Annotated in this window: 6 protein-coding genes and 1 pseudogene; 3 read left to right on the top strand and 4 right to left on the bottom strand. The window is 67.2% G+C overall.

Annotated features, from left to right (window positions below; genetic code table 11):
- From ACFYO2_RS49235 to ACFYO2_RS49220, 4 genes are all read right to left on the bottom strand, one after another.
- On the bottom strand, window positions 1-582 hold a 582-nt coding region (locus ACFYO2_RS49235), incomplete at its 3' end, for an IS5 family transposase (protein ID WP_388363967.1).
- Window positions 583-1,115: 533 nt separating this feature from the next.
- A complete protein-coding gene (locus ACFYO2_RS49230; protein ID WP_388363964.1) occupies window positions 1,116-1,658 on the bottom strand; it encodes an SUKH-4 family immunity protein in 543 nt (180 codons plus the stop codon).
- 475 nt (window positions 1,659-2,133) lie between these two features.
- Complete coding sequence (locus tag ACFYO2_RS49225) at window positions 2,134-3,252, bottom strand: fatty acid desaturase family protein (RefSeq protein ID WP_388363961.1); 1,119 nt, start codon at window positions 3,250-3,252, stop codon at window positions 2,134-2,136.
- A 7-nt stretch (window positions 3,253-3,259) separates the two neighbouring features.
- A complete protein-coding gene (locus ACFYO2_RS49220) occupies window positions 3,260-4,315 on the bottom strand; it encodes a ferredoxin reductase (RefSeq protein ID WP_388363959.1) in 1,056 nt (351 codons plus the stop codon).
- 86 nt (window positions 4,316-4,401) lie between these two features.
- Here ACFYO2_RS49220 and ACFYO2_RS49215 point away from each other — a divergent pair, with 86 nt between their 5' ends.
- The 3 genes and pseudogenes from ACFYO2_RS49215 to ACFYO2_RS49205 all read left to right on the top strand — a co-directional run.
- Window positions 4,402-5,541 carry a PucR family transcriptional regulator gene (locus ACFYO2_RS49215; RefSeq protein WP_388363956.1) on the top strand — a complete coding sequence of 380 codons (1,140 nt, stop codon included), beginning with the start codon at window positions 4,402-4,404 and terminating at the stop codon, window positions 5,539-5,541.
- Window positions 5,542-6,106: 565 nt separating this feature from the next.
- Window positions 6,107-6,445: a thioredoxin family protein gene (locus tag ACFYO2_RS49210; RefSeq protein WP_388363953.1), complete on the top strand. Its 339-nt coding sequence runs from the start codon at window positions 6,107-6,109 to the stop codon at window positions 6,443-6,445.
- Window positions 6,446-7,017: 572 nt separating this feature from the next.
- A pseudogene (locus ACFYO2_RS49205) lies at window positions 7,018-7,774 on the top strand (IS5 family transposase); the annotation flags it as partial.
- Between the last annotated feature and the right edge of the window lie 109 nt (window positions 7,775-7,883).

Raw genomic sequence — 7,883 nt, 5'->3', positions numbered from 1 at the left:
GGCATTTTTGAAGCCGGTGTCGACCCAACTCTTGGAGATGGTTGGGTACTTCTCCTTCGCCTGGTCGAGGAGGCGTATTCCCAGGGCGTTTTCCGAGAGGCTGGCGGCGGTGACGGTCACGGCGAGGATGAGGCCGATGGTGTCGGTGAGGATGCCGCGTTTCCTGCCGACGATCTTCTTGGCGGCGTCGGTTCCCTGGCTGGTCAGGGGTACGTTGGTGGAGGTCTTCACGCTCTGGGTGTCGATCACGGTGGCGGTCGGTTCGGGCTTGCGGCCGTCCTTGACGCGGGCCAGGCCGGTCAGGTCGTAGTTGAGCTGGGCGAGGATTCCCTCGTCGCGCCAGGCGGCGTAGTAGAAGTAGACGGTGCCGTGGCCCGGGAAGTCGTGCGGGAGGTACTTCCAGGGGATTCCGGTGCGGTTGATGTAGAGGAGTGCGTCGAATACGTCGCGCAGTTCGACTTTGGCCGGCTGTCCCGTCGGCCGGCGTTCGAGGCGGGCCTTTCTCCAGGCCGTCAACGTCGGCTCAATCAGGGCCCATCGGGCGTCGGACAGGTCGCTGGGGTACGGCTTACGCTCGCTCACGGCGCAGCGTGATCATGAGTACGACGGAGGGGCGGGTTCCGCTGGAACTCAGGCGATTCTGTGGTGTTTTCAAATCAGACGGGTTTTCGGGTATGAAGCCGCAGGAGACGGACAGTCGAGTACTCGGCCCTGCAGAGTATGAATAGCCCCTACCTGATGAAGACGCCTAAAGCAGGACATGGACAAAACTCGCATACCGAAAAAACACTATGTGAACGCCCACTCAGTGCATGGCTGGACGAACTGGCCTGGTGGCTCGACTGGGGCAGCCCCATCATTAGCGCAAGATCATCACTGAGCTCAGTGGCCACGCGGAAGAGGAGGTGCGCCGCTTCACGGCCGCGTGCCGTGAAGCGCTACCTCCGAATGGTGGCCGCAGACGGCGCCTCGGGCCGCTGAAGCGGCTGAGCCTGCGCCGGTACGTCCGTCGGCACGGCGGCCCGTACGGATGGCCCGGCTGGGACTGATGATCTCAATGTTGAACATGGCTGCACGGTGAGTGATCGCTTGGGGATTGTGGCGGCCGCGGGCAACTACCAGAGCCAGCGGTCGAGGAATTCTGCCCAGATGAACCCGTTGTAGCCGTCGAAGGCAGCTGGATCGATCTTCTTGAGTTCGTCAGCGAGCATGCTGAGCTCGGCCAGGGCTTCGTCCTCGCGGTCATCCGGGTCGTTGAGGATCTCGGACTCGCTGACGTGCAGGCCGTAGTGGTGCAGGGTCCGCAGCCACAGGTCGATGGAGGAGTTGGCGAACCATGCCTCGCCTTGCGGAAGGACGTAGTGGACCGTGCCTGTCCCGGGTTCGACGCCGAACGACCATTCCAGGCCGGGCACGAGGTCGCCATGGCGGTTCTGGGTGAGGCGGTAGAGCGACCTACCATCTGACGTCTGGAGTGCTGGAGCCGCCTCCGCCTGGAACGATACGTACTCGATCAATTGATCAACGATGGGAATCCCGACATCAACCAGTAGTGCCTTCTGATCTTCGGGGATCTGCCAGCCCGACACGACTGCCGCGTCTGCCGTTGTAACGTTCCCGGTGCCGGCCCAGGCGGTGAGCTCGTCAAACGTTGTCATGTGAGAGTCCTTCCGGGGCTGGCTGCGATGCGGACTCTATCGAGCAGGCTGACAGACACGTGGCCCCATCGGGGACGACGCACTCCTCAGTGGTCGCCGGGGGCGTATCGGCTCCAGGTTCCACCGGCCTCGGTGACCAAGCGGGGGAGGCGGCGACGAGCTCCTGCTCGCATCGGTTCCGGCAGTGTCCACGTCACAGCCCATGCCTTCCACCCAGCCCGCCCGTCGGCAAACCGAGTGCGCGTACGCACCCGACTACCGGCCCGACCATGGCAGGTCAGCGCACTACAGCACCTCGCCGGGGGCTGTGTGCTGAGCTCCTGGCGCACGTCCAGGTAGCAGCGCAGCTGGACACTGGCTGCCCCGGATCCCGTGTCGTACGGTCCGACGTAGCGGTCGCTCACCGTCCGCAACGGACTCACCGAACCCGGCGGTGCCGCCGGTACGGCCGAGAGATCTGTCCCAATACCGGGAATCAGGCGGCGACGAGCTCCTGCTCGCGGTCCGGCGTTTTGACCTCGGGCTTCTTGTTCGGCAGCGAGAGCCGGAAGACCTTGTGCCACGCGGAGAACACCTGCTTGGGCAGCGGGCCGGTGACGTACTCCAGCTCGTACTTCTCGAACAGCGCGCGCACCTTCACCGCGACCTCGGCGTACCGGTTGCTCGGCAGGTCCGGGAACAGGTGGTGCTCGATCTGGTGCGACAGGTTGCCGGTCATGAAGTGCATGGCCTTGCTGCCGCTGATGTTCGCCGAGCCCATCATCTGGCGCAGGTACCACTGGCCGCGCGTCTCGCCCTTGATCGACCGGCGCTCGAAGACCTGCACGCCCTCGGGGAAGTGCCCGCACATGATCACCGAGTGGGACCAGATGTTGCGGACCAGGTTCGCGGTGAACGTGGCGGCGAGCGTGGGGAGGAACGACGGGCCCGACGACAGCGGGTGGATCACGTAGTCCTTGAGCACCTGCTTGCGGATCTTGCCGCCCACGGCCTTGGCCCGCGCGCGGAACTCCGGGTTCTTGCGGCGGCGCTTGTGCAGGTTCTTGCCGAGCTCCAGGTCGTACGCGGCGATGCCGTACTCGAAGAAGCAGGCGTTGAAGAAGTTCCACAGCGGCTGGCCGAGGTGGAACGGGTGCCACTTCTGGTCCTCGTCGACGCGCATGATGCCGTAGCCGAGGTCGTTGTCCTTGCCGATCACGTTGGTGTACGTGTGGTGCAGCTCGTTGTGCGAGTGCTTCCACTGCTCGGACGGCGAGACGTGATCCCACTCCCAGGTGGTGGAGTGAATCTTCGGGTCCCGCATCCAGTCCCACTGGCCGTGCAGGACGTTGTGGCCGATCTCCATGTTGTCCATGATCTTCGCCACGGACAGCCCGGCGGTGCCGAGCAGCCACGCGGGCGGGAAGATCGAGAAAAGCAGCACGCCCCTGCTGACCAGCTCGAGCGTGCGCTGCGCGGAGATGACCTTACGGATGTAGGCGGCGTCTTTCTCGCCGCGGCCGGCGATCACCTCGTCTCGGATCGCGTCCAGCTCGCGGCCTAGCTCCTCGATCTGCTCCGCGGTCAGGTGGGCGGTGGGGTCGATGGCGGTCAAGGTGCTCCTACCGTTCGATGTCGCAGGGGCCCGCCGCGGCGGACACGCAGGTCTGGATGAGGACGCCCGGCTCGGCTTCGGTGATCTCGCCGGTGCGCAGGTCGCGGACGATGCCCGCCTTGAGCGGCGTGACGCAGCCGAAGCAGATGCCCATGCGGCACCCGGAGGGCATGAGCACGCCGGCCTCCTCGCCGATGTCCAGCAACGGCGTGGCGCCGTCCGCGTCGACGGTCTTGCCGGTGGCGCTGAACGTGACCTCGCCGCCGTCGCCGGCGACGACGATGCTGGGGCGGAAGCGTTCGGTGTGCAGGCGCTCTTGGACGCCGTGCTCGGTCCAGTGCTCTTCGGCGGCGTCGAGCAGGCCCGCGGGCCCGCAAGCCCAGGTCTCGCGCTCGGCCCAGTCGGGCACGAGTTCGTCGAGACGGGCGATGTCGAGCATGCCGTCTGTGTCGGTGTGCACCTCGGTGAGCCGCAGCTTCTTGTCCGCGACCAGGTCGTGCAGTTCGTTGCGGAAGATCACGTCTTGCGGCTGTGGCGCGCAGTGGACCATGACGACGTCGTCGAACTCGATGTCGCGCAGCATGCCCATCACGGGCGTGATGCCGCTGCCGGCCGTCAGGTAGAGCACCTTGGCGGGCTTGGCCTGCGGCAGCACGAAGTCACCGGTCGGCTGGTCGAGCTGGATCAGCGTGCCCGGTTTCGCCTTGCGGACCAGGTGGTTGCTGACCTTGCCGTCCGGGATCGCCTTCACGGTGATCGTGACGCGGCCGTCCTGGCGGTTTGTCGGCGAGGTGATGGAGTAGGCACGCCACAGGCGCACCCCGTCGACGTCGACCCCGATCCGCACGTACTGACCGGCTGTGTGGCCGCGCCAGCCCCCTCCTGGCCTGATCACGATGGTCGCGGCGTCACCCGTCTCGGGGTGCACGGCCTCGATGCGCCCACGCAGGTCAGCGCCCGCACGCAGCGGGCTGACCAGGTCGAGATAGTCCGACGGCAGCAGCGGCGTCGTGACCATCTCCAGCAGTTTCCACGCCCTGCTGCGGAGGGCTGTACTCGTCATGACTCCAGCTTGCTGCGCCTCAGGGCGTAAAGTCCTGACCGCAGGATGTGAATCTGGTCGGCTGAATTGTTCGCAGGGAACAAAACGTGAGCCATGCAATCCGGAGGGCCAGCGAACTGGCCCTGGATGAGACGACGGTCACCGCACTTCGGGCCGCGCTGAAGACCACCGCCGACGAGGTCGTCCAGGCGATCATCGACGAGGTCCCTTCCTACGCCAACGCCCTCTCGGGCCGCATGGGCGGCACCATCCGCCGAGCCGTCCGCACCGCCCTGGGGCACTACCTGGACCTCGCGAGCGGGAACGCCACAGGCGGCGACGCCGGTGACGCAGCCTACGAGCTGGGCCGCGGCGAGGTGCGCGACGGCCGTTCGATGGACGCCCTGCTCAGCGCCTACCGCGTCGGCGCCCGCGTGGCCTGGCGATGCCTGGCAGCGGGTGCCGTACCCGCAGGTCTGCCCGCCGCCGAGGTCGCCAAGTTCGCCGAGCTGACATTCGCCTACATCGACGAGCTCTCCGCCGCGAGCGCCGCGGGCCACGCCGACGAACTGGCCGCCCGGGGCAGGGCCCACGAGCGCCACCTGGAACACCTGGCCCGCGACCTCCTCGCCGGCGCGAGCCCGGACGTGCTGCTGGCCTCTGTTCAACGGGCCGGGTGGCAGCCTCCGGTTTCGCTGACCGCGGTCCTGCTGCCCGCCGCCCAGGCCCGGCCTGCCTACCGCGCGCTCGACCCGAGCACCCTCGTCCTCGACGATCTGCCGGATGCCACCGGTGTGCTGCTCGTCCCCGATGCCGACCGATCACATCTCTTGCGGCAGCTAACCGACCGCACCGCCGTGGTCGGCCCGGCCCGGCCATGGACTCGTGCGTCCGCCTCGTACGCACGAGCCGTACGCGCGCGCTCCCTCTCCTCTGATATTCGCGACACCGAGGACCACCTGCCCGAGCTGGTGCTGAGCGCCGACGTGGACGCGTTCGCAGACCTGCGTGCCCGAGCCCTCGCACCGTTGCGGACCTTGCCTGTCGCGACCGCACGGCGGCTGGAGGAGACGTTGCGGGCGTGGCTGCTGCACCAGGGCAGGCGGGACGAGGTGGCGGCGGCGTTGTTCGTCCATCCCCAGACAGTCCGGTACCGGATGTCGCAGCTGCGGGAGCTGTTTCCGGATCTCGCATCGCCACACCGGGTCCTTGAACTGACGCTGGCGGTCGGTCTTCGGGTCAGCTGACGCGAACTTCGACCGTCCACGACCGCGTCCGCGAGCGGTCCAGGAACCGTGCCTCGTTCTCGGTGGCATCAGCTGGCTCATGCGGCCCGGTGAAGAGCGGTATGAGCAGCCAGCTGAGACCGGGGGTTGATGTGAAGACCAGACAAGGCCTCGGGAAGCCCGTCGGGGGCGCTGTCTCTGAGAAGCGCGGTGGCGGATACGGCTCGACTGGATCCGGTGGACGATGCGCACCGGCCCGCTCGTCGACGCGCTCATCGAGCATCTGGTCGGCGATCTGGGCAGTTATGCCCTGGAAAACGGCTTTCATGTCGTCGTGGAGGGCCGCTGTCCTGGCACGAGCTGACCCACGGGCGCGCGGCGGGCTGCAGCTGGGTGACCGGCGGGGCGGCCAGGCCGGGTCACCAGGGGCGGGGGCCGGGCCGCTCGCGCCGGGGACCACCGTGGTTCTGCGATGGCCCCGTGCCTCCCTTCCGACAGGTCAGCCGGACGACCGAACGGGCCGGCCTGGCACACCGCGCGAGGGATGATGGGGATGGAATGACGGAACGTGAGGTCAGGAGCTTCCATGGCGACGCGGGTTCACCGACCCCGTGAGGACGCGGAGTTCAATTTCATCCTCGGGATGAGCGGAGTTCCGGTCCTCGCATACTTCACCGGGACATGGCCCAAGGCAATCGAGCCCTGCCGGGTGATGGACCTCGTCGTGGGTGGCATCGCCGACGACTACACGGGCCGCCTGACGGCCGTCCGCACCGACATCACGCGTTGTCCGGCCACAACCGAGCGATACGGGATCACCGGAGCCCCGTCCTACGTCCTGCTGAAGGAGGGAGAGGCGGTGGCGCACGGCACGGGGCCTATGACCATCGCCGAGGTACGGAAGCTCCTGGACGGCCACCTCTGAGCGGCCGCTGCGGCACGTGGCCGCGACGCCCGTCACGTCTCGTCTATGGGAGCTGTGCCGCCTGAGACACCTTGGGGCTGAGACACCCCCACAGGTCACATGACTCCGTCCAGCGCGGTCGCGTCCGGCAGCTGCACGGCCCCGGCCACGACCTCCGGAAACGCTGGCCCCATCTCGGTGCCGCGCCTGGAGCGCAGTACCACCCGGCCCGCATCGACCGAGACCAGCGCCCGGAACCCGTCCCACTTCGGTTATGAGCTGTTGGGCTGCTCACCGCTGGGCGCCAGGCTGTCTCACCTGCAACTTGGGAGTGATCCGGGTCTCGGTCTGGGGGGAGTCGGCGAAGGGGACCGATCTGTACACCGTTCACCCATACCGGTTCGGCAGTCACGGCTGGGGTTGAAGTCTCTGAAACCGAGAGCAGTGCCGAGGAGGCGCTGGGGCCGGTAACCGAAATCGGGGGTGGTCGGGGTGCGTTGGTCACGGATGCGATCGATGGCTGTTGCTGGAGGGCTGGGGGTGACGGCAGGAGCAGGCGCGGCGTTGGCGAATTTCGTGTCTCCGCCTATGGCCGCAGGGCTCGGCGGGAGTGCGAGTGCGCTCGCCATGTGCGGAAGACGCATGGTTGCAGCGGCGGCAAGGGCGGACGCACGTGGCAGCAGTTGCCGTCCGCATCGTCCGCATCGTCCGCATCGTTCGGGCCGTCGGGAGCGACGGCTCACCGGCGCTTCACCGAGTGGACGAAGGCCAGGGTCTGGGCCAAGCTCCACCGTCTGGTCCTCGACGAGCTCGGCGCCCGCGGTGCGCTGGACTGGTTCCGCTGCGCGATCGACTCGGTGAACATGCGCGCCCTGAAAAAGGGGATCTGACAGGCCCGAATCCTGTCGATCGGGGTAAGTACGGTTCGAAGATCCACCTGATCACCGAGCGGACCGGTCTGCCCCTGTGCGTCGGAATCTCGGTGCCAACGTCCACGACAGCCAGGCCCTGATCCCGCTCGTGAAAGGTTTACCGCCGATCCGGTCCCGCCGGGGCCCGCGTCGCCGCAGGCCCGGCAAGCTCCACGCCGACAAGGGCTACGACTACCGCCACCTGCGGCAATGGCTGTCGCAGCGAGGCATCCGGCACCGCATCGCCCGCAAGGGCGTCGAGACCTCACTGCGACTCGGCCGACACCTTTGGACCATCGAACGGACCATGTCCTGGCTCGCCGGCTGCCGCCGCCTCCACCGCCGCTACGAACGCAAGGCCGCCCACTTCCTCGCCTTCACCAGCATCGCCTGCACCCTCATCTGCTACCGCAGACTCGGCGGCCTCCCGCCGCGGTAATTAGATGGCGCGCGTTGAACCGCCCCGGGTTCGGTAGAGATCTCAGATTGTGGTTGTGACCTGGGGTTTCGTGGATTGCATGTAGTGGTTGGTCTCGTATTCGACGGGC

It is taken from the genome of Streptomyces sp. NPDC006602 (assembly GCF_042870385.1).
Classification (GTDB): Bacteria; Actinomycetota; Actinomycetes; order Streptomycetales; family Streptomycetaceae; genus Streptomyces.
The sequence above is the reverse complement of the archived record's forward strand: the minus strand, read 5'-3'. Positions and strand labels throughout refer to the sequence as shown.

Coding starts and splice junctions, on each gene's coding strand:
- ACFYO2_RS49210 (WP_388363953.1), top strand. CDS start 6,107: ATGGCGACGCGGGTTCACCGACCCCGTGAGGACGCGGAGTTCAATTTC.
- ACFYO2_RS49230 (WP_388363964.1), bottom strand. CDS start 1,658: ATGACAACGTTTGACGAGCTCACCGCCTGGGCCGGCACCGGGAACGTT.
- ACFYO2_RS49220 (WP_388363959.1), bottom strand. CDS start 4,315: ATGACGAGTACAGCCCTCCGCAGCAGGGCGTGGAAACTGCTGGAGATG.